At 71.3% G+C, this 20,533-nt stretch carries 19 protein-coding genes and 2 riboswitches; of the genes, 11 read left to right on the forward strand and 8 right to left on the reverse strand.

The window, feature by feature from the left end; all coding sequences use genetic code 11:
• Positions 1–124: 124 nt before the first annotated feature.
• The 8 genes from ACIQUR_RS11380 to ACIQUR_RS11415 form a co-directional block, all read right to left on the reverse strand.
• Positions 125–1,207 (reverse strand): ABC transporter ATP-binding protein, encoded by a 1,083-nt coding sequence (locus ACIQUR_RS11380; protein WP_403661910.1) that lies wholly within the window; start codon positions 1,205–1,207, stop codon positions 125–127.
• A 5-nt stretch (positions 1,208–1,212) separates the two neighbouring features.
• Complete coding sequence (locus ACIQUR_RS11385) at positions 1,213–2,271, reverse strand: ABC transporter ATP-binding protein (RefSeq protein WP_399948999.1); 1,059 nt, start codon at positions 2,269–2,271, stop codon at positions 1,213–1,215.
• Positions 2,272–2,333: 62 nt separating this feature from the next.
• Positions 2,334–3,335, reverse strand: coding sequence for an ABC transporter permease (locus tag ACIQUR_RS11390; protein WP_399948835.1), 1,002 nt, complete (start codon positions 3,333–3,335; stop codon positions 2,334–2,336).
• A 117-nt stretch (positions 3,336–3,452) separates the two neighbouring features.
• Entirely contained in the window at positions 3,453–5,219 is a 1,767-nt protein-coding gene (locus tag ACIQUR_RS11395) for an ABC transporter substrate-binding protein (protein ID WP_403661914.1), read from the reverse strand.
• A 48-nt stretch (positions 5,220–5,267) separates the two neighbouring features.
• Positions 5,268–6,257, reverse strand: a complete 990-nt coding sequence (locus ACIQUR_RS11400) for an ABC transporter permease (protein WP_403661917.1) — start codon at positions 6,255–6,257, stop codon at positions 5,268–5,270.
• Between the two features lie 500 nt (positions 6,258–6,757).
• On the reverse strand, positions 6,758–7,498 hold the full coding sequence (locus tag ACIQUR_RS11405) for an enhanced serine sensitivity protein SseB C-terminal domain-containing protein (RefSeq protein ID WP_403661920.1): 741 nt from the start codon (positions 7,496–7,498) through the stop codon (positions 6,758–6,760).
• A gap of 98 nt (positions 7,499–7,596) precedes the next feature.
• Entirely contained in the window at positions 7,597–8,373 is a 777-nt protein-coding gene (locus ACIQUR_RS11410; protein ID WP_403662673.1) for an enhanced serine sensitivity protein SseB, read from the reverse strand.
• Between the two features lie 69 nt (positions 8,374–8,442).
• Positions 8,443–9,180 (reverse strand): AAA family ATPase, encoded by a 738-nt coding sequence (locus tag ACIQUR_RS11415; RefSeq protein WP_403661923.1) that lies wholly within the window; start codon positions 9,178–9,180, stop codon positions 8,443–8,445.
• A gap of 484 nt (positions 9,181–9,664) precedes the next feature.
• Positions 9,665–9,776, forward strand: a riboswitch (glycine riboswitch).
• Positions 9,777–9,967: 191 nt separating this feature from the next.
• Here ACIQUR_RS11415 and gcvT point away from each other — a divergent pair.
• From gcvT to ACIQUR_RS11470, 11 genes are all read left to right on the forward strand, one after another.
• Positions 9,968–11,083 (forward strand): glycine cleavage system aminomethyltransferase GcvT, encoded by a 1,116-nt coding sequence (gene gcvT / locus ACIQUR_RS11420; protein ID WP_403661926.1) that lies wholly within the window; start codon positions 9,968–9,970, stop codon positions 11,081–11,083.
• 91 nt (positions 11,084–11,174) lie between these two features.
• Positions 11,175–11,549 (forward strand): glycine cleavage system protein GcvH, encoded by a 375-nt coding sequence (gene gcvH / locus ACIQUR_RS11425; protein ID WP_399948826.1) that lies wholly within the window; start codon positions 11,175–11,177, stop codon positions 11,547–11,549.
• An 18-nt stretch (positions 11,550–11,567) separates the two neighbouring features.
• Positions 11,568–12,824, forward strand: a complete 1,257-nt coding sequence (glyA, locus tag ACIQUR_RS11430; protein ID WP_403661929.1) for a serine hydroxymethyltransferase — start codon at positions 11,568–11,570, stop codon at positions 12,822–12,824.
• 176 nt (positions 12,825–13,000) lie between these two features.
• Entirely contained in the window at positions 13,001–14,662 is a 1,662-nt protein-coding gene (locus tag ACIQUR_RS11435; protein WP_403661932.1) for an APC family permease, read from the forward strand.
• A 122-nt stretch (positions 14,663–14,784) separates the two neighbouring features.
• The gene (locus ACIQUR_RS11440) at positions 14,785–16,167 is read left to right on the forward strand and encodes an L-serine ammonia-lyase (protein WP_399948820.1); all 1,383 of its coding nucleotides are present in this window, start codon (positions 14,785–14,787) and stop codon (positions 16,165–16,167) included.
• A gap of 162 nt (positions 16,168–16,329) precedes the next feature.
• A complete protein-coding gene (locus tag ACIQUR_RS11445; protein ID WP_403661935.1) occupies positions 16,330–16,869 on the forward strand; it encodes a hypothetical protein in 540 nt (179 codons plus the stop codon).
• Between the two features lie 111 nt (positions 16,870–16,980).
• Positions 16,981–17,179: riboswitch (cobalamin riboswitch) on the forward strand.
• A gap of 29 nt (positions 17,180–17,208) precedes the next feature.
• Positions 17,209–17,922 (forward strand): energy-coupling factor ABC transporter permease, encoded by a 714-nt coding sequence (locus ACIQUR_RS11450; protein WP_403662676.1) that lies wholly within the window; start codon positions 17,209–17,211, stop codon positions 17,920–17,922.
• Positions 17,919–18,359, forward strand: coding sequence for an energy-coupling factor ABC transporter substrate-binding protein (locus tag ACIQUR_RS11455; protein ID WP_403661938.1), 441 nt, complete (start codon positions 17,919–17,921; stop codon positions 18,357–18,359). The genes ACIQUR_RS11450 and ACIQUR_RS11455 overlap by 4 nt, the downstream gene beginning before the upstream one ends.
• 3 nt (positions 18,360–18,362) lie before the next feature.
• A complete protein-coding gene (gene cbiQ / locus ACIQUR_RS11460) occupies positions 18,363–19,112 on the forward strand; it encodes a cobalt ECF transporter T component CbiQ (RefSeq protein ID WP_403661941.1) in 750 nt (249 codons plus the stop codon).
• Entirely contained in the window at positions 19,112–19,942 is an 831-nt protein-coding gene (locus tag ACIQUR_RS11465; protein WP_403662679.1) for an energy-coupling factor ABC transporter ATP-binding protein, read from the forward strand. Before cbiQ ends, ACIQUR_RS11465 begins: the two co-directional genes overlap by 1 nt.
• Before the next feature lie 22 nt (positions 19,943–19,964).
• On the forward strand, positions 19,965–20,516 hold the full coding sequence (locus ACIQUR_RS11470) for a PadR family transcriptional regulator (RefSeq protein ID WP_403661944.1): 552 nt from the start codon (positions 19,965–19,967) through the stop codon (positions 20,514–20,516).
• Positions 20,517–20,533 lie beyond the last annotated feature (17 nt).

The raw sequence follows: 20,533 nt of genomic DNA on the forward strand, positions 1-20,533 counted from the left end.
GGGGGGGGTTTTTTACGTGGGTTGTTCCCGGACCCCCCCACGGGGGGGGGGGCGGGGGCCGCCCCCCCCGGGGGGGGGGGGGGGGGGGGCGGGGGCCCCCCCCCGGCCCCCCCCGCACCCCCGTCTACTCGGCGGCGTCCACCGCCTCCGGCAGCGCCGGGTCGCCCGGGGCCTGGTCCGGAGCGTTCTCCGGGTGGTGGCAGGCGACCTGGTGGCCGGTCTTGAGCGCCAGCAGCGGCGGCTCGGTGGTCTTGCAGATCTGCGTGGCCTTCCAGCACCGGGTGTGGAACCGGCAGCCGCTCGGCGGCGAGATCGGCGAGGGCACGTCGCCCTTGAGCAGGATGCGGCCGGTCTTGGCGCCGCGGCGCTTCGGGTCCGGCACCGGCACGGCCGACAGCAGCGCCTTGGTGTACGGGTGCATCGGCGCCTCGTACAGCGACTTGCGGTCGGTCAGCTCGACCATCTTGCCGAGGTACATGACCGCGATGCGGTCCGAGACGTGCCGGATGACCGACAGGTCGTGCGCGATGATCACGTACGTGAGGCCCAGCTCGTCCTGGAGGTCGTCCAGCAGGTTGACCACCTGCGCCTGGATCGACACGTCGAGGGCCGAGACTGGCTCGTCCGCGACCACGAGCTTCGGCTTGAGCGCGAGCGCGCGGGCGATGCCGATGCGCTGGCGCTGGCCGCCGGAGAACTCGTGGGGGTAGCGGTTGTAGTGCTCCGGGTTCAGGCCCACGAGGCTGAGCAGGCGCTGGACCTCCTGCTTCAGGCCGCCCTCGGGCTCGATGCCCTGGAGCTTGAAGGGGGCGCTGATGATCGTGCCGACCGTGTGGCGCGGGTTCAGCGAGCCGTACGGGTCCTGGAAGATCATCTGCACGTCGCGGCGCAGCGGGCGCATGCCCGAGACGCCGAGGTGCGTGATGTCCTTGCCCTCGAACTCGACCTTTCCGCCGGTCGGTTCGAGCAGCCGCGTGATCAGCCGGCCCATGGTCGACTTGCCGCATCCGGACTCGCCGACCACGCCGAGGGTCTCACCCGGGTAGACCTCGAAGTCGAGGCCGTCGACGGCCTTGACCGCGCCGACCTGGCGCCGCAGCAGCCCCTTGTTGATGGGGAAGTGCTTGGTCAGACCGGAGACCCTCAGCAGCGGCTCGGGCGAGGCGGTGGCCTGCGCGGGGACGGTGGCCGCGTCCGTCTTCTTCATGTCGGTCACAGCTTCGGCGCAATCTCTTCGGTCCAGATCCGGGTCCGCTCCTCCTGCGACATGTGGCAGGCGGACCAGTGCTTCGTCCCGTCGTCCGTCAGCTCGGGCCGCACGGTGCGGGTGACCCCGCCCTTGGGCACGTCGGCGTACGGGCAGCGCGGGTTGAAGGCACAGCCGCTGGGGATGTTGATGAGGCTGGGCGGCGAGCCCTTGACCGGGATGAGCCGCTCGGTCTGGTCGCGGTCGATGCGCGGCATGGAGCCCAGCAGACCCCAGGTGTAGGGGTGCCGGGGCTCGTAGAAGACCTTCTCGGCCGTGCCGCGCTCGACGCACCGGCCGCCGTACATCACGAGGATGTCGTCGGCCATCTCGGCGACCACGCCGAGGTCGTGCGTGATCATGATGACCGCCGAGCCGAACTCCTTCTGGAGGTCCCGGATGAGGTCGAGGATCTGCGCCTGGACGGTGACGTCCAGGGCGGTGGTCGGCTCGTCCGCGATCAGCAGCTCGGGGTTGTTGACCAGACCCATGGCGATCATGGCGCGCTGGCGCATGCCGCCGGAGAACTCGTGCGGGTACGCGTCGACGCGCTTGCCCGGCTCGGGGATGCCGACCCGGTCGAGCATCTCGATCGCACGCTTGCGCGCGGTCTTCTTGTCGACGTCGTTGTGGTTCCGGTACGCCTCGACGATCTGGGAGCCCACCGAGTAGTACGGGTGCATCGCGGACAGCGGGTCCTGGAAGACCATCGCCATCTTGCGGCCGCGCAGCTGCCGTACGTCGTCGGCGTCGGCGCGCAGCAGCTCCTGGCCGTCCAGCCAGATCTCGCCGGAGATCTGCGGGCGGTTGCGGCTGTGGCCGGTCCGGTGCAGGCCCATGACGGCGAGCGAGGTGACCGACTTGCCGGAGCCGGACTCGCCCACGATGCCGAGGGTCTTGCCGCGCTCCAGGTCGAAGGAGAGGCCGTCGACGGACTTCACGATGCCGTCGTCGGTCGGGAAGTGGACCTTGAGGTCGCGGACCGAGAGGAAGGCCTCCGGGCGGGGGCCGGCCTGCTCGGGGATGCCGACCGGGCCGGTGGCGGTTCCCGCGACCTGGGCGCCTTCGTTGTTCAGCGGGGTCTCGGTCACGTCAGCCTCACGCGCGGGTCTACGACGGAGTACATGATGTCCACGATCAGGTTGGCCATCACGATGAAGAAGGCGGCGACCAGGGTCACGCCCATGATCACGGGCAGGTCGCCCTGGCTGATCGCGCCGACCGCGGCGGTGCCGAGGCCGGGGAAGTTGAAGGTCGACTCGGTGAGGACGGCGCCGCCGAGCAGACCGCCCAGGTCGAGGCCGACGAGGGTGAGGACCGGGGTCAGGGTGGAGCGCAGCGCGTGCTTCCCGATGACCACGTTCTCCTTGAGGCCCTTGGCGCGGGCCGTCCGGATGTAGTCCTCGCCCAGGACTTCGAGCATGGTGGCCCGGGTGATGCGGGCGTACGTCGCGGCGAAGAGGAAGGCCAGTGTGATCCAGGGCAGCAGCATGCTGTTGAACCAGGCCGCCGGATCGTCGACGAGCGGCGCGTACTCACTCGCGTCCAGCCACTGGAGGGAGTAGACGAAGATCGCGGTCGCCAGCATGCCCGTGAAGTAGATGGGCAGGGACACGCCGGCCAGGGCACCGATCATGGTGAACCGGTCCCAGATCGTGCCTCTCCTGAGTGCGGAGATCACGCCGGTGAGCACACCGCCGATGACCCAGAGGATCACCGCTCCGCTCGCGAGGGAGAGGGTGACGGGAATGCGGTCGAGCAGCATCTCCCACACCGGCTGCTCGGCCTTGAACGAGTAGCCGAAGCACGGCGCGGGGCAGTGCGTTACCTCCGTGCCCTGGTTGTAGTCGCGGCCGGCGACGATGCCCTTGAGGAAGATTCCGTACTGCTCAGGGATGGACTTGTCGAAGCCCATCTTGACGCGGATGCCCTGAAGAGCCGTTTCGTTGGTCTCGCGGCCGGCGTACATCAGAGCCGGGTCGCTGCCGGTGATTTTCGGCACCGCGAAGAAGATGCCGAAGGTGACCGCGGAGACCACCAGCAGCGTGGCGACGACATTGAAGAGCCGCCGAATGAGGTAGACGAGCACTGCAGTCGGCCGCTCGGGCGGGCGGCCGCCGTCCCTTGTGGGGACGGCAGCCGCCGCCTGCGGCCTTCACCTGCCCTTCGAACTAGCGCATGTGTGGTGAAGGCACATGTCCTGCTGTTACTTGACGACACCCACGGTGGCGAGGTCGATCTTGCCCATCGACTCGTTGAAGTAGACGTTCGTCAGGCGCGGGTTGTGGTAGACGAAGGCCTTGTCGAAGTTGATCGGCAGGTAGAGCGCCTTCTCCATGACCTTCTTGTTGATGTCCGTGTAGAACGGGGCGGCCTCTTCCGGGGTGGCGGCGTCGGCGGCCTTGTCGAACAGCCCGTTGACCTCGGGGTCGTTCAGCATGGAGTAGTTGTTGTTGCCGTTCGGCAGGATGAAGCTGCCGTCGACCAGCGGCTGCAGGAAGCCGGAGCCGGAGTTGTAGTCGGCACCCCAGCCCATGACGATGATGCCGTAGCCCTTCTTCTTCACGTTCTCGGGCGAGCCGATCGTGGAGGAGGAGAGCTTGCCGTCGTACTGGTCGATGGAGGCCTCGATGCCGACGGCCTTCAGCGACTCCTGGAGCGACTCGGCGGTCTTGACCTCGGCGGCGCGGTTGTTGCGGACCGCGATCGTGGTCTTGAAGCCGTTCGGCTGGCCGCAGGCGGCCAGGGCGGCCTTGGCCTTGTCGACCTGCGGGGCGCCACCGGTCAGGCCGTACGGGTCGTACGACTTGTCGGAGCCCGGGATGCCCGGAGGCAGCATGTTCGCGCCGAGGTCACCCGAGGTCGGGCCGCCGCGGGCGGTCTGCAGGGACTTCGGGTTGGCCGCGTAGATGACGGCCTTGCGGCACTCGATGTTGTCGAACGGCTTGACCGTCTGCGGGAAGACGAAGTAGCGGATGTAGCCCGTGAACGGGTTGTCCGCGTTCTTCTTCAGCTTCGGGTCCTGCAGGATCTTGATCTTGGCGGCCTGCTGGACACCGGTGCCGTCGACGGCGAGGTCGATGTCGCCGTTGAGCAGGCGCGCGTCCATGTCCTCGGCGTTGGTGGTCACCGTGAACGAGACCTTGTCCGGCAGACCCTTGCGGATCGTGTCGGTCTTCGGGTCCCAGTTCGGGTTGCGCTCGAAGGTGGCGCCCTTGCTCGCGGTGAAGCTGGTGACCTTGTACGGGCCCGTGGAGATCGGGGCGTTGGTGTACTTGGCGCCCGTGTCCTTCGCGGCCGGGACCGGCGAGGAGGACGGCATGGCCAGCAGGTAGGAGAAGTCCGAGTTCGGCTTCGCCAGGTTGAAGACGATGGTCTTGTCGTCCGGCGTCTGGACCGACTTCAGACCCATCTTGTTGGGGTCCTTGTCCTTGTACGGGCCGGGGTACTTCTGGCCCTGGTCAAGGACGTCGATCAGGTAGGTCGGACCGCCGGAGAGGACGTCCTGCGCGAAGACGCGCTCGATGCCGTACTTGATGTCCTTCGAGGTGATCGGCGTGCCGTCCTCGAACTTCACGCCGTCCTTGAGCTTCAGCGTGTAGGTCTTGCCGCCGTTGCTCAGGACCGGCAGGGCCTCGGCGAGGTCCGGGACCAGCTTGGTGCCGTCCTTGCCCGGCTTGCTGTCGTACGCGAGCAGCTGGCGGATGTAGAGGCGCTGCAGGTTCCAGACGAAGCCGTAGTAGGCACGCGCCGGGTCGAGGTAGTCGACGTCCTGGGGCGACCAGAGCTTGAGCTCGCCGCCCTTCTTGTCGGACGGGTTCACGACACCGGTGGTCGCGGCGTTGAACGCGGCGTTGGAGGAGCCGCCTTCCTTGCCCTTGCCTTCATCCGAGCCGCCGCCGCACGCGGTGGCCGTGAGGGACAGCGCAGCCACCGTGGCGGCGATCGCGACTGCCTGCTTTCTGCGGATCACTGTGTTCCAACCTCCAGGAATGGATTCAGGTGAATCAGGTGAAACGGTTCAGCTGCCCTTGGGGTCGAGTGCGTCACGCAGCCCGTCCCCGAAGAGGTTGAACGCCAGGACGGTGAGGAAGATCGCGACACCGGGGACCACCATCGACATGGGGTCCGCCTGGTAGAGGGGCAGCGCGTCGGAGAGCATCTTTCCCCAGGAAGGGGTGGGGGGCTTGACGCCCGCGCCCAGGAAGCTCAGGGCCGCCTCGGTGAGGATGTTGGTCGGGATGATCAGCGTCGTGTAGACGAGGATCGGGGCGACCAGGTTGGGGAGCAGTTCCTTGAAGAGGATGTAGCCGCGGCCGGCGCCCAGGGAACGGGCGGCCTCGACGTACTCCCGCTCGCGGAGCGAGATGGTCTGGCCGCGGACGATGCGTCCGATGTACGGCCAGCCGAAGAAGCCGATGACCACGATCAGCACGCCCATCCGGACGCCCGTGCCGGTCAGGCCCCACAGCTCGTTGGGGACCACCGAGACCAGCGCGATCGTGAACAGCAGCTGCGGGAAGGCGAGCAGCAGGTCCATCGTGCGGCTGATGGCCGCGTCGACCCAGCCGCCGAGGAAGCCGGCCAGGGCTCCCAGGATGCTGCCCAGGACCACGGAGACGAACGCGGCGAGGAAGGCGACGAGCAGCGAGATGCGCGAACCGTAGACGATCCGGCTGAAGACGTCGCGTCCGTTGGTCGGCTCGACGCCGAGCAGGAAGTCCGAACTGATGCCGCCGAAGGCGCCCTTCGGGATGCCCAGGTCGGGGTCGAGCATGTCCTCGTGGAACTCGTTCGGCGGGTGGCCGAGGAGGCTGACGATCTGCGGTGCGAACACCGCGACCAGGATCAGGAAGATCACGACGAAGCCGCCGGTCAGGGCGACCTTGTCGCGCTTGAGGCGCATCCACGCGATCTTGCCGGGCGAACGACCTTCGATGGCCTTGGCAGGGACTTCGGCGGCGACGGCTGCGATCTCGTCCGCGGCTGTGTCGTGCAGTGGTGCCGTCATCGTGGTGGGGACCCCTCTCGGCCGACGGGTGGCCGGCCCATGCCCGCCGCTGTAGCGGCTTGGTTCACATCGGTGTCGCTGATGGTGCGATTGCTGGCTGATGTTGCTGCGTGTGCTGGCTGGAAAAGGGCTGCTGAAGTGCACGTGAAGAGCAGGTGGTTGCAGGTTCGCAGCTCTTGGTGGGGGGAGTCTTCAACGGTCGCGCGATCACCCGCCAGACCCGACGGGGATGTGATGCGCAACCGTGATGTGGCTCGATACCTTCCGTTATCCGGACCAAGCGCGCGGCTCAGCGGAGCAACACCGGCCGATCGGCGCGGATCGGACATCGGGCCCAACTGCCCTTTCGGGTGCGCTTTTTGGGCGGAACCAACCGCCCGGAGCCGGACATACGGCAAAGGCCGCACCGATGCGGATCGGTACGGCCTTCGAGATGCCCGTCTCACATTCCGGCCACCCGGCAGGCGGGGCACCGGACCGGCGCGGGGGCCGGGCGGGGGTCAGTACGCCGGGGCGTGCGCCTCGCGGTCGTAGAAGGGGCGGGCCTGCGCGCGCAGCCACATCGCCACCGGATCGTGCTCGTCGGCGAGCGCGACGGTGGACACGGGGAGCCCGTCGGGAACGGCGGAGACGGCCCGGCGCATCATGTCCCGCACCGACTCGACCGCCGGCGCGGAGGTGTCGTAGAGGTCGAGGCCGATCGCGAGGTACGGGGTCCCGAGCGCCGGCTGCACCCAGGCGCGGCGCAGCGAGCGGACGGCGGTGGTGCGGTGCGCGTGCTGCGTGAGCAGGGCGTAGAACTGCGGGAGTTCGATGGCCGGCTCGGAGATCCGCAGCGGGCCGGCCGGCATCCGGTCCAGGCCGGTGGCGATGCGCCGCAGGTCGGCCCACGGGACGCCGAGGCCGCCGCCGCTGGCGTGCGGGTTGAGCCAGATCCCCCAGCGCTCGGGGTACAGGGAGCGGGCCACCTCACGGCCGCTGACCACCTCGTACGCGCGGTTCCAGCCGCTGGCGGCGAGTTCCGCGGCGGAGGTCACGCAGGGCGCGTAGCCCAGGCCCTCGACCTCCATGCCGCCGTACTGGGCGTCGGGCGACCCGGGCCGGCCGTGCCAGAGCAGCATCCACAGCTGCCCGTCGGCCAGCGCCTGGAGCAGCGCCTCGTAGGTCTCGTAGCGCCCGGGCGTGACCTGGCGCAGCATGTGCTCGACCTGGCCTGCCGCGGCCGTGCCTGACGCACTCACCCGGTACCCCTCTTCGTCCGCCCGACGTCACGCGTGTCGGCCGCCCGGCGTCCGGGTGCGGCCTGCAACGGAAAACAGCTTACGGTCCCCGCTGCCGCTCAGGGCAGGTAGAAGGGGCGTACGCGCTCCAGCATCCAGTCGCCGACCGGGTCCTGGGCCACGTCGAGGAGCAGCAGGTTCACCTGCCAGGCCGGCCGGACCCGGGCCAGGGCGCGGCCGAGGGCCTCCATGGGGGCGTTGCTGTCGGCCAGTTCCCAGTTCAGGAACTGCACCCCGATGAAGAGGACCGGGTCGCCGCCCTCGATGCTCGCCAGGCAGCGGCGGGCCGAGGCGACCACACCGGTGGCGCGGAACTCCTCGCCGGCCGCGGCGAGGAAGTCGACCGGGTCCTCCTGCCAGTCCGGTTCGAAGAGCCGGACCCGGCCGCCGCTGGCGGGGCCGTCGAGCGCGGTGCGCCCGGCGCGGCACAGCTCGGCGACCGCGGGGGGCGGCAGGGGGACGCCGACGGCGCCCTCGGGGTTCACGGCGATGCCGAGCTGCGGGGGCAGGCCGCGGGCGAACTCGACCGCGGGGGCCACGGTGAAGGGCATCTGGGGGCCGGCGCACTGCTCGAACTGCTGCTGGGAGCTGTAGACGGGCACGTAGGGGGCGCCGTCGAGCTCCAGGGTGGGCAGCCGGAGGCTGGGGCTGTCGGGTCCGCCGCCCTCGGGCAGCGGGATCCAGAGCTGGCTGCGGCCGAGCACCTCGACGATGCGGCCGCCCGCGCCCGGGTTGCCGAGGGAGGCGCCGAGGGTCTCCTCGAGCTCGTTAGCGGGCCACCCGTGCCCGGCCAGGCCGGCGCCGCCGTAGGTGCCGTCGTGCGTGCCGCTGGTCATGTCCACCCCGGTCGTCCTCTCCGCGTGCCGCCCCGACCCTACCGGTCCCGGGCCCCGGGCGGCCGCCCGTCATCCCCCGAAGCCCACCCGCGTGAGACGGGCTGCCGCGGGACGGTCGAGGAGCGTGACCGAGGCGCAGCCGGCCGGCGGGCCGCCGCCCTCGGCGGTGGAGAGGAGGCGGGCGACCGTACGGCGGTGGCGCAGGAACGCGTACGCGGAGACGCCGCGGCCCCGCGCGGCCTGGCCGGACAGCGCCTCCTCGGGGCTCGCGTCCAGCAGCAGCAGGTGCAGGCCACGGCCGCGCCGCCGGGCGGCACGGGCCAGCAGCCCGCGGACCCAGGCCTGCGTGCCGCAGTCGTGGACGACCAGGCTCTCGCCGGAGCGCAGGGCCCGCCAGAGGCCGGTGTAGTGGGCCGCCCTGACCACGGGGCGGTAGACCGCGTACGGCAGGAGGGCCGGCATGCGCCGCTCCCAGCGCTCGCGCACGTCCTGGGAGTCGATGCCGCGCCCCGCGACGGCCCGCTTCATCAGCGTGCTCTTGCCGCTGCCCGGCAGCCCGGAGACCACCACCACGTCCCCGGCGGCGAACTCCAGCCGGGCCGGGCCGCGCGCGCCCGTACCCCGCAGGTCGCAGACGCCCTCGGGACCGGGGCGGACCACCGTCCGCGGCGGCAGTGCCCGGGACGCCTCGCGCGCCCCCGGCTGGGCCGGTACGGCCGGAGCGGCGGCCGGCACCGCGGGGACCGCGGCCGGCACCGCGGGAGCCGCCGCCTGGGCCGCGGGAACCGCCGCCGGCGCGGCCGCCACGCGTCCGGCAGCCTCCGGGGCCTCCCCGGGGCCCGCCGGTGCAAGGCCCTGGCCTCCCCCGGCGCCGCCGGGTCCGGGGCGCGCGGTCGCCCCGGGGCCGCCCGCTCCGGGGCGTGCCCCGTCCGGCAGGGCACGCGCACCGCCCGCCACCGCTCCGAAGATCCGCACAGTGCTCGCCTCCCCTGGGGGCCCCTCCCGGCGGAGGCCGGGAGGAAGGGTCACGGGACCCTTGCCCACTGAGTGTAAAGAGACGGTAATCCGACCGCCCCGGTTCCGTCCGGGACCCGTCCCCCCACTCGCCCCGCGGTCCCTCCGCGGTCCCCCCAGCCTCCCACCGCCGCCCGCTCCGGTCTCCCCCTTGTCCGCCCACTGACCGCCCGCTGACCGCCCGCTGACCGCCCGCGGGTGATTCCGCCGGGCCCCGGGCCCCCCGTTCCCGGCGGACGCGTGCAATGATGTGCGCGCCAACTCCATACAGGCCGCTTGAATCCGCGCGGGAGAGTGCCGGGCACCGCAGTCGTACGACCGCCGCCCCGGACGCCGAAGGAGCAAGACCCTCCCTTGAATCTCTCAGGCCCCGATACCGCGCGGGCGAGGCACATCTGAAAAGCGAGCCCGGCAGGCACGTCCACCGCCTGTCCCCGGCTCCACCCAAGGTGCAAGTCACCCCGCAGTCGCCTTACGTTCGTACGGGCGTGCGGTCGTGACGAACCTCTCAGGTTCCGATGACAGATGGGGAGGAACGTCCTTCAGTCACTCATGCGGGCCTGCCCTGGGAGCCACCCCTATGACGAACACCCCCCGTCTGACCGCCCTCGACGCCGTGCACCGCTCCCTCGGTGCCACGATGACCGACTTCGCGGGCTGGGACATGCCGCTGCGGTACGCGAGCGAGCGCGACGAGCACAACGCCGTGCGCACCAAGGCCGGCCTCTTCGACCTCTCCCACATGGGCGAGATCACCGTGACCGGCGCCGAGGCCGTGAAGGTCCTCGACCACGCGCTGGTGGGCAACATCTCCACGGTCGGCGTGGGCCGCGCCCGCTACACGATGATCTGCCAGGAGGACGGCGGCATCCTGGACGACCTGATCGTCTACCGCCTGGGCGAGACCGAGTACATGGTCGTCGCCAACGCCTCGAACGCCCAGGTCGTCCTCGACGCGATCACCGAGCGCGCCGCCGGCTTCGACGCCGAGGTCCGCGACGACCGCGACGCGTACGCGCTGGTGGCCGTCCAGGGCCCGGAGTCCCCCGGCATCCTGAAGTCGCTCACCGACGCCGACCTGGACAACCTGAAGTACTACGCGGGCCTGCCGGGCACCGTCGCCGGTGTCCCCGCGCTGATCGCCCGCACCGGCTACACCGGCGAGGACGGCTTCGAGCTGTTCGTCAAGCCCGAGCACGCGGTCGAGCTGTGGAACGCGCTGCTGAAGGCCGGCGAGGGCGTCGGCCTGGTCCCGGCGGGCCTGTCCTGCCGCGACACCCTGCGCCTGGAGGCGGGCATGCCGCTGTACGGGCATGAGCTGACCACCTCCCTGACCCCCTTCGACGCGGGTCTCGGCCGAGTGGTGAAGTTCGAGAAGGAGGGCGACTTCGTCGGCCGCGCCGCGCTGGAGGCCGCCGCCGAGCGCGCCGCGACCAACCCGCCGCGCAAGCTGGTCGGCCTGATCGCCGAGGGCCGCCGCGTCCCGCGCGCCGGCTTCTCCGTGGTCGCCGACGGCCAGGTCATCGGCGAGGTCACCTCCGGCGCCCCGTCCCCGACGCTGGGCAAGCCGATCGCCATGGCGTACGTGGACGCCGCGCACGCCGCGCCGGGCACCTCCGGTGTCGGCGTCGACATCCGCGGTACGCATGAGCCGTACGAGGTCGTGGCCCTGCCGTTCTACAAGCGGCAGAAGTGACGATCCCCGCCCGGGAATCCGTCGCGGCGTTCGTCTCACCCTCCAAGACATCCGTTCATCAGCAGTCCCCCGCATCCAGGAGAATCAGGTCATGAGCAACCCCCAGCAGCTGCGTTACACCAAGGAGCACGAGTGGCTGTCGGCCGCCGAGGACGGCGTCGCGACGGTCGGCATCACGGAGTTCGCGGCCAACGCGCTCGGTGACGTCGTCTACGCCCAGCTCCCCGAGGTGGGTTCCACGGTGACCGCGGGCGAGACCTGCGGCGAGCTGGAGTCCACCAAGTCGGTCAGCGACCTGTACTCCCCCGTCACCGGCGAGGTCGTCGAGGCCAACCAGGACGTCGTCGACGACCCGGCCCTGGTGAACAGCGCCCCCTTCGAGGGCGGCTGGCTGTTCAAGGTCCGCGTCTCCGAGGAGCCGGCCGACCTGCTCTCCGCCGACGAGTACACCGACTTCGCGGGCTGAACCGACCGAGGGATCCTGATGTCTGTTCTGAACACTCCCCTTCACGAGCTGGACCCGGACGTCGCGGCCGCCGTCGACGCCGAGCTCCACCGCCAGCAGTCCACCCTCGAGATGATCGCCTCGGAGAACTTCGCTCCGGTCGCGGTCATGGAGGCCCAGGGCTCGGTCCTGACCAACAAGTACGCCGAGGGCTACCCGGGCCGCCGCTACTACGGCGGCTGCGAGCACGTCGACGTGGTCGAGCAGATCGCGATCGACCGCATCAAGGCGCTGTTCGGTGCCGAGGCGGCCAACGTGCAGCCCCACTCGGGCGCGCAGGCCAACGCCGCCGCGATGTTCGCGCTGCTGAAGCCGGGCGACACGATCATGGGCCTGAACCTGGCCCACGGCGGTCACCTGACCCACGGCATGAAGATCAACTTCTCCGGCAAGCTCTACAACGTGGTCCCGTACCACGTCGGTGAGGACGGCCAGGTCGACATGGCCGAGGTCGAGCGCCTCGCCAAGGAGTCGAAGCCGCAGCTGATCGTCGCCGGCTGGTCCGCGTACCCGCGCCAGCTGGACTTCGCCGCCTTCCGCCGCATCGCGGACGAGGTCGGCGCGTACCTGATGGTCGACATGGCGCACTTCGCCGGCCTGGTGGCCGCGGGCCTGCACCCGAACCCGGTGCCGCACGCCCACGTCGTCACCACCACCACGCACAAGACCCTGGGCGGTCCGCGCGGCGGTGTCATCCTGTCGACGCAGGAGCTGGCCAAGAAGATCAACTCCGCGGTCTTCCCGGGTCAGCAGGGCGGTCCGCTGGAGCACGTGATCGCGGCCAAGGCGGTCTCCTTCAAGGTCGCCGCCTCGCCCGAGTTCAAGGAGCGCCAGGAGCGCACCCTGGCCGGCGCGAAGATCATCGCCGAGCGCCTGGTCCAGGACGACGCCAAGGCCGTCGGCGTGGACGTCCTCACCGGCGGCACCGACGTGCACCTGGTCCTGGTGGACCTGCGCAACTCGGAGCTGGACGGCCAGCAGGCCGAGGACCGCCTCCACGAGGTCGGCATCACGGTCAACCGGAACGCGATCCCGAACGACCCGCGGCCGCCGATGGTCACCTCGGGTCTGCGCATCGGCACGCCGGCGCTGGCCACCCGCGGCTTCCAGGCCGAGGACTTCACCGAGGTCGCCGACATCATCGCGGAGGCCCTGAAGCCCACGTACGACGCCGAGGCCCTCAAGGCCCGCGTGTCGGCGCTGGCCGCGAAGCACCCGCTGTACCCCTCGCTGTAAGCGGACCCGCCGCCGCGTGCGGCACGTGAGCGGGCCCGGCCTTCGGTTTCCACAGGCCGGGCCCTTCTCATGACCAACGTCCCTGGTGGATGCGTCCTCTTGCCTCTGAAAACACCAAAAAACGGCAAATAAGCTCCGGATAAAGGCATCCCGTCAAGGACGACAGGCAGGCACCCATGGACATGAGCGCGGGCAACCGGAAGGGACTCAGTCTCTTCGCCCTGGTCATGATCGGCATCGGCTCGATCTTCGGCTCCGGATGGCTGTTCGGCGCCGGTACGGCGGCCCAGGTGGCCGGCCCCGCGGCGCTGGCGGCGTGGGTGATCGGGGCGGTCTTCATCGGGATGATCGCCATGTCGTACGCCGAGGTGGGCGCCGCCTACCCGATCCCGGGCGGCATGGCCCGCTACGGCCACATCAGCCACGGCCCGGTGCTGGGCTTCATCACCGGCTGGGCGGTCTGGATCGCGGTGGCCTCGCTGATCCCGATCGAGTCGATCGCCGCCACGCAGTACATGTCCTCCTGGAGCTTCGGCTGGGCGAAGGACCTGGTCGACGCGCAGACCCACCAGCTGACCGCCTTCGGCATGGGCGTGGCCCTGGTGCTGACGGTGCTGCTGTGGCTGTCCTGCTACTGGTCGGTCCAGCTTCTGGCCAAGATCAACTCCCTGCTCACCCTGGTGAAGTTCGCCATCCCGGTCCTCGCGGTGGCCGCGCTCGTCGCCTCGGGCTTCCACACGGAGAACTTCTCCGCCCACGGCGGCTTCGCCCCCAACGGCTGGACGGCCGTCCTGACCGCCGTCACCACCTCGGGCGTGGTCTTCGCCTTCAACGGCTTCCAGGCCGTGGTCAACCTCGGGGGCGCCGCCAAGAACCCCGGCCGGGCCATCCCGGTCGCCCTGGTCGGCGCGCTCTCCCTGGGGCTGGTGATCTACCTCGCCCTCCAGGCCGCCTTCCTGGGCGCCGTACCGCCGGAGCACCTGGCGGAGGCCGGCGGCTGGGCCGGGGTCAACTTCAACTCGCCCTTCGCGGAGCTGGCCCAGCTGCTGATGATCCACTGGGTGGTGGTGATGCTCCAGTTCGGCGCCTTCATCTCCCCCGCCGGCTCCAACATCGCCAACGTGGCCTCGGCCGCGTACATGGTCCAGAACCTCTCCGAGACCGGCTTCTTCCCGAAGAAGCTGAAGGAGACCCACCCCGTCTACGGCACGGCCCGCCCGGCCATGTGGATGAACCTGGGCTTCTCCGTGCTGCTGCTGGTCACCGTCGGCCACAGCTGGAAGACCCTGGCGCCGATCATCTCGGCCGCCATGGTCATCTCGTACCTGATCGGACCGGTCGCGGTCGGCGTCTTCCGCCGCACCAAGCCGGACCTCCCCCGCCCCTTCCGCCTCCCCTTCGCCCGGGTGCTGTGCCCGCTGACCTTCGTCTTCGCCGCCTGCGCGCTGTACTGGTCGAAGTGGCCCAACACCGGGATCGTCACCGCCCTGACCCTGGTCGCGGCGCCCATCGCCGCCCTGGTCCTGACCCGCAGGGGCCGCCGGAACCTGACCGAGCAGTTCGCCCCGGCGTGGTGGATGGTCGCTTTCCTCGGCACCCTGTCCCTGCTGTCCTACCTGGGCAGCACCGAGTTCGGCGGCACCGGACGCATCCCGGGCGGCGTGGACGTCGCCCTGGTCGCGGTCGCCGCACTCGGCCACTACCACTGGGCCGTCCACGCGGGCGTCAAGGCCCACCGTGCCGGGCTGCCGGGCCCGGACCCCGTCCTCGACGGCGACACCGCCGCCGGGGAGCCCCGGGCGACCGGGCAGCGCGAACGTGAGCTGTCCCACGCCTGACCCCCAGAGACCGTCCGGCAGGCGAGCTGTTCACCCACACGGGTTAGGCTCGTCTGTCGGACAAAATCCGCACACATCCCCATCTCCTGCCCCCTCCACGAGCAGACAAAGGAGTCCGACCCGTGGCCATCTCCGTGTTCGACCTCTTCTCCATCGGCATCGGTCCGTCCTCCTCCCACACGGTCGGCCCGATGCGGGCGGCCCGGATGTTCGTGAACCGCCTGAAGAAGGACGGCGTCCTCGCCCAGACGGCGTCGGTGCGCGCGGAGCTCTACGGCTCGCTGGGCGCGACCGGGCACGGCCACGGCACCCCCAAGGCCGTCCTGCTCGGCCTGGAGGGCTACTCGCCCCGCACCGTCGACGTCGAGAAGGCCGACGACGAGGTCGAGCGCATCCGGCAGAACGGCCGGCTGCGGCTGCTGGGCGCCGAGATAGGGGACGTCCACGAGATCGCGTTCGACGAGCCGAACCAGCTGATCCTGCACCGCCGCCGCTCGCTGCCGTACCACGCGAACGGCATGACCCTCTTCGCGTACGACGAGTCCGGCGCCCCGCTGCTGGAGAAGACCTACTACTCGGTCGGCGGCGGCTTCGTCGTCGACGAGGACGCGGTCGGCGAGGACCGGATCAAGCTCGACGACACCGTGCTGAAGTACCCCTTCCGCACCGGCGACGAGATGCTCCGGCTGACCCGCGAGACCGGCCTGTCGATCTCCTCGCTGATGCTGGAGAACGAGAAGGCCTGGCGCACGGAGGAGGAGATCCGCGAGGGCCTCCTGGAGATCTGGCGGGTCATGCAGGCCTGCGTCCAGCGCGGCATGTCCCGCGAGGGCATCCTCCCCGGCGGCCTCCGGGTCAAGCGCCGGGCCGCCTCGACGGCGCGCCAGCTGCGCACCGAGGGCGACCCGATGATGCACCGCAGCGAGTGGACCACGATCTACGCGATGGCGGTGAACGAGGAGAACGCGGCCGGCGGCCGGGTCGTGACCGCCCCGACCAACGGCGCCGCGGGCGTCCTGCCGGCCGTCCTGCACTACTACATGAACTTCGTGCCGGGCGCGGACGAGGACGGCGTGGTCCGCTTCCTCCTCGCGGCGGGCGCGATCGGCATGCTGTTCAAGGAGAACGCCTCGATCTCCGGCGCCGAGGTCGGCTGCCAGGGCGAGGTCGGCTCGGCCTGCTCGATGGCGGCGGGCGCCCTCGCCGAGGTGCTGGGCGGCACTCCGGAGCAGGTGGAGAACGCGGCCGAGATCGGCATGGAGCACAACCTGGGCCTGACCTGCGACCCGGTCGGCGGCCTGGTCCAGATCCCGTGCATCGAGCGCAACGGCATGGCGGCGGTGAAGGCCGTCACGGCGGCGAAGATGGCGATGCGCGGCGACGGCAGCCACAAGGTCTCCCTGGACAAGGTCATCAAGACCATGAAGGAGACCGGCGCCGACATGAAGATCAAGTACAAGGAGACCGCCCGCGGCGGCCTCGCGGTCAACGTCATCGAGTGCTGACCTGACCGTCGCGCCGACGACGGCAGGACGCCGAAGGGGCGGTACCCGGATCCTCCGGGTACCGCCCCTTCTTCCTGCCCGGACCGTGCAACCGGACGGGGGGTGCCGGGTGTCTTCCGTAGTGACACCACTGTCCCCACATCCGGAGAATCGGGGGACTCAATGCCTCACCGTCACTTCAACCGCCGGCGCCTCGTGGCCGTGGCCACGGGTGTCGTCCTCACCGCCGGGATCGGGCTCGCCGTACCGGCTTCCGCGTTCGCGCAGTCCCGCGCGGCCGCTCCCGCCACGACCACCGCGACGCAGACGCCGCTCGTGGTCAACGCCCGCTGGGGCGGGCACTGCACGTACGACCGGATCGTCATCGACATCAAGGGGTACATCCCGACGACGACGGTCAAGCGGGTCTCCGAGCTGCGCTACGACGGCTCGGGCAGGCTGGTGCCGCTCGCCGGGCGGTACTTCCTGGAGGTCAGGCTGACGCCGGCCGCGGCGCACAACGACGCGGGCCAGTCCGTCTACAAGGGCCCGAAGCTTCAGAAGATCTACCTGCCGAAGCTCAAGGGCATCGCCCTGACCGGCGACTACGAGGGTGTCGTCACCTTCGGCGCCGCGTTCAACACCTATCCGAACTACAGCACGTTCAAGCTCCACAACCCGGAGCGCTTCGTGCTGGACGTGAAGCACACCAACGTCTGCTGAGCGCTCCGGCACGACGGCGGGGTGCGGGGTGAGGGGCCGGGCGCGTACGCGTCCGGCCCCTCGCGCGTCCGGCGGAGGGGAGGCCGGGTTGTGGCTGCTCCACACGGGCGATTAGGGTCAATGGGCCTTGGTGTACGGGAAACCGGTGTGAAACCGGTGCGGCCCTCGCCACTGTGATCGGGAAGTCCGGCTCCACTCCGCGAGGAAGCCACTGGGCTGCCGCGGCTGACCGACCGCGCGGCCCGGGAAGGCGGAGCCCGGGCATCAGCACCCGTGAGCCAGGAGACCGGCCAGGGCGCGTTGTCCATCCACGAGGTGCTGGAGAGGTCTCCCCCACTCATGCATATTGCCGAGGGGTTTCTGCCCCCCTTGCACGCGGCCGCCTGGGGCGCCGCGTCCGCTCCCTTCGTCGTCCACGGGGTCCGCGCGCTGACCCGTGAGGTGAAGGCGAACCCCGAGAGCACGCTGCTGCTCGGCGCGTCCGGAGCGTTCACTTTCGTCCTGTCCGCCCTGAAGATCCCTTCGGTGACGGGCAGTTGTTCCCACCCCACGGGCACCGGGCTGGGCGCCATCCTGTTCCGGCCGCCGGTGATGGCCGTGCTGGGCACGATCACCCTGCTGTTCCAGGCGCTGCTGCTGGCCCACGGGGGCCTGACCACGCTGGGCGCCAACGTCTTCTCGATGGCCATCGCGGGCCCCTGGGCCGGGTACGGGACGTACCTGCTGCTCCGCAGGACCGGCGTCCCGCTGATGGTGTCCGTGTTCTTCGGAGCGTTCGTCGCGGACCTGAGCACGTACTGCGTCACGAGCGTCCAGCTCGCCCTGGCGTTCCCCGACCCGGGCACCGGATTCGCGGGCGCGCTCGCCAAGTTCGGCGGCATCTTCGCGCTCACCCAGATCCCGCTCGCCATCAGCGAGGGGCTGCTGACGGTTCTCGTGATGCGGCTGCTGTCGCAGTCGAGCAAGGCGGACCTGCTGCGCCTCGGGGTGCTCAGGGGGGCCGGCGCGGGATCCGGCAGCCAGTCCGGTGCGGCCGCGGAGGTGGCGCGATGAGCCGTAACGCGAAGATCAACTCCCTGCTGCTGCTCCTGGTCGCGGCGCTGGCGGTGCTGCCGCTCGCGCTGGGGCTGGGCGAGGGCAAGGAGGAGCCGTTCGCCGGCGCGGACGCGCAGGCCGAGGCGGCGATCACCGAGCTGGAGCCGGACTACGAGCCCTGGTTCTCGCCGCTGTACGAACCGCCGTCGGGCGAGATCGAGTCGGCGCTGTTCGCGCTCCAGGCGGCGCTCGGCGCGGGCGTGCTCGCGTACTACTTCGGGCTCCGGCGGGGCCGGCGGCAGGGCGAGCTGAAGAGCGCCCTGCGGGCCGCGGGGATGCCGCGGGAGAGCGCCGCGGGCGACGCGGCGGAGCCGGCCGGCTCCGCCGGTTCATCCGCTCCGTCAGGTTCCGTCGGTTCCGCCGGCTCCGCCGGCTCGGCCGGTCCGGGCGCGTAGCCGGTGCTGCCCATCGACGCGGCGGCGCACGCGAGCCGCTGGCGCCGCCGCCACCCCCTGGAGAAGGCCGTGCTGGGGCTCGGGCTGACCGTCTCGGCGGTCTGCCTGCCGCCCTGGCCCGGCGGCCCGGTGGTGGCGGCGGCCGCGCTCGCGGTGCTGCTCGGCCCGGCCGGGGTGGCGCCCCGCCGGCTGTGGCGGGCGTTCCGGATCCCGCTGGGCTTCTGCTTCACCGGCGCGGTCCCGCTGCTCTTCCAGGTGGGCGGGGACGCCGGCTGGGTGTCCCTGGCGCCGCACGGCCCGGTGGCCGCCGCCGAGCTGCTGCTGCGCACCTCGGCGGCCTCGCTGGGGGTGCTGCTGTTCGCCTTCACCACGCCCGTCTCGGACGTGCTGCCGCGACTGGTGCGGGCCGGGGTGCCGGCGCCGGTCGTGGACGTGGCGATGGTGATGTACCGGATCAGCTTCCTGCTGCTCGACTCGCTGGCCCGGATCCGGCAGGCGCAGGCCGCCCGGCTGGGGGCCACCGGGCGGGCGGCGGCCTGGCGTTCGCTGGCCGGGCTGGCGGCGACCTCGTTCGTACGGGCCTTCGACCGGGCGGCGCGGCTCCAGTCCGGGCTGGCCGGGCGGGGCTACGACGGGACGCTGCGGGTGCTGGTGCCGGAGGCCGCTGTGTCGTGGCGCTTCCTGGGGGCCACGGGTGTACTGCTGGGCGCGGTCGTCGCGCTCACCTTGGGTGTGGAGGGGCGGTGGCTGTGATGCCGGTCGTGGAGCTGGTGGCGGCGGGGTACGCGTACGAGGACGGGCCCGCGGTGCTGGCGGACGTCGGCTTCGGGATCCCGGCCGGCCGCGCCCTGGTGCTGCTGGGCCGCAACGGCGCGGGAAAGACCACGCTGCTGCGGCTGCTGAGCGGGGGGCTGCGGCCGGGCTCGGGGGAACTGCGGCTGGACGGCGAGCGGGTGCGGCACGACCGCGCCGGGCTGACCCGGCTGCGGACCTCCGTACAGCTGGTGACGCAGGACCCGGACGACCAGCTGTTCGCGGCGTCCGTGGAGCAGGACGTGTCCTTCGGACCGATGAACCTGGGCCTGCCCGAGGAGGAGGTCAGGGCGCGGGTGGCGGAGGCGCTGGCCGCACTGGACATCGAGGCCCTGCGGGACCGGCCCACGCACCTGCTGTCCTTCGGGCAGCGCAAACGGGCCGCGATCGCCGGGGCGGTGGCGATGCGCCCGCGGGTGCTGATCCTGGACGAGCCGACGGCCGGGCTCGACCCGAACGGCCAGGAGCGGCTGCTGGCCGCGCTGGGGCGGCTGCGGGAGCTGGGCACGACGGTGGTGATGGCCACCCACGACGTGGACCTGGCGCTGCGGTGGGCGGACGACGCCGCGGTGCTGGTGCCCGGCGGGGTACGGACGGGCCCGGTGGCCGAGCTGCTGGCGGACGCGGAGCTGCTGGCCGCGGCCGGGCTGCGGCTGCCGTGGGCCACGGCGGTGGCCGGCCTGCTGCGGGAGCGGGGGCTGCTGGCGCCGGACGCGCCGGTCCCGCGTACCCCCGAGGCCCTGGCGGCCTGGGCGGCGGCCGCGCTCTGACGCGGAAAAATAGGATGTCGGCATGTCCTTGCCGCACGCGATCCTCACCGCCCTGCTGGAGAAGCCCTCGTCCGGCCTGGAGCTGACCCGGCGGTTCGACCGGTCGATCGGCTACTTCTGGTCCGCGACGCACCAGCAGATCTACCGCGAGCTGGGGCGGCTGGAGGAGACCGGCCTGATCAGGGCGCTGCCCTCGGAGACCCCGGCGCGCGGCCGGCGCAAGGAGTTCGAGGTGCTCCCGGCGGGCCGGGAGGAGCTGACCCGCTGGGTGGCGGAGAGCCAGGACCCGAAGCCGATCCGGGACCCGCTGCTGCTGAGGCTGCGGGCGGCCGGCGTGGTGGGGGTGGACGGCCTGGCGGCCGAGCTGCGGCGCCACCTGGAGCTGCACGAGCGCCAGCTGGCGGTGTACGAGGCCATCGAGGAGCGGGACTTCCCGCCGGGGCGGCGCACCGCGGACGAGGACCGGCTGCGGCGGCTGGTGCTGCGGGGCGGCATCGAGCTGGAGACGTTCTGGCTGCGCTGGCTCTCCGAGGCGCTGCCGGAGGTCTCCGGCATGGACGGCGAGGAGTCCTAGGGCGTCGGGCCGGCCGG

The sequence above is a fragment of the Streptomyces sp. NPDC101132 genome (assembly GCF_044759225.1).
In the GTDB taxonomy this organism is placed as follows: domain Bacteria; phylum Actinomycetota; class Actinomycetes; order Streptomycetales; family Streptomycetaceae; genus Streptomyces.